The 1,284-nt window shown below is 53.7% G+C and carries 1 rRNA gene; it reads right to left on the reverse strand.

The window, feature by feature from the left end:
* A 23S ribosomal RNA gene (locus tag LI288_RS13975) occupies nucleotides 1-1,284 on the reverse strand; the annotation flags it as partial.

Below are 1,284 nucleotides of genomic sequence, written 5' to 3' on the forward strand. Positions count from 1 at the left end.
GGTTAAGCCCTCGACCTATTAGTATGAATCAGCTCCACATGTCACCACGCTTCCACCTTTCACCTATCTACCTCGTCGTCTTCAAGGGGTCTTACTAGATTACTCTATGGGATATCTCATCTTGAGGGGGGCTTCACGCTTAGATGCCTTCAGCGTTTATCCCGTCCCGACTTGGCTACCCGGCCATGCACTTGGCAGTGCAACCGGTACACCAGAGGTCAGTCCATCCCGGTCCTCTCGTACTAAGGACAGCTCCTCTCAGATATCCTGCGCCCACGCCGGATAGGGACCGAACTGTCTCACGACGTTCTGAACCCAGCTCGCGTACCGCTTTAATGGGCGAACAGCCCAACCCTTGGGACCTACTACAGCCCCAGGATGCGATGAGCCGACATCGAGGTGCCAAACCACTCCGTCGATGTGAACTCTTGGGAGTGATAAGCCTGTTATCCCCAGGGTAGCTTTTATCCGTTGAGCGATGGCAATCCCACTTTCATACCACCGGATCACTAAGTCCTACTTTCGTACCTGCTCCACCCGTCGGTGTCGCAGTCAAGCTCCCTTCTGCCTTTGCACTCTTCGAATGGTTTCCAACCATTCTGAGGGAACCTTTGAGCGCCTCCGATACCCTTTCGGAGGCGACCGCCCCAGTCAAACTCCCCGTCAGACATTGTCCCCCGGCCGGATTACGGCCGCAGGTTAGAAACCCAGTACTGCAGGGGTGGTATCCCAACAGCGGCTCTGCGACAACTGGCGTCATCGCTTCACAGCCTCCCACCTATCCTGTACATGCAATACCGAATCCCAGTATCAAACTGGAGTAAAGCTCCATGGGGTCTTTCCGTCCTGGCGCAGGTAACCAGCATCTTCACTGGTATTTCAATTTCACCGGGTGCATTGTCGAGACAGTGCCCAAATCATTACGCCTTTCGTGCGGGTCGGAACTTACCCGACAAGGAATTTCGCTACCTTAGGACCGTTATAGTTACGGCCGCCGTTTACTGGGGCTTAAATTCAAGGCTTCGATTGCTCTGACCTCTCCTCTTAACCTTCCAGCACCGGGCAGGCGTCAGCCCATATACCTCACCTTTCGGTTTTGCATAGACCTGTGTTTTTGCTAAACAGTTGCTTGGGCCAATTCTCTGCGGCTCTTATTTCTAAGAGCACCCCTTCTCCCGAAGTTACGGGGTCATTTTGCCGAGTTCCTTAACAATGCTTCTCCCGCCGGCCTTAGGATTCTCTCCTCATCCACCTGTGTCGGTTTACGGTACGGGTACATTAAAC

Origin of the sequence: Lachnospira pectinoschiza, assembly GCF_020564355.1 — a bacterium.
GTDB classification, from domain to species: domain Bacteria; phylum Bacillota; class Clostridia; order Lachnospirales; family Lachnospiraceae; genus Lachnospira; species Lachnospira intestinalis.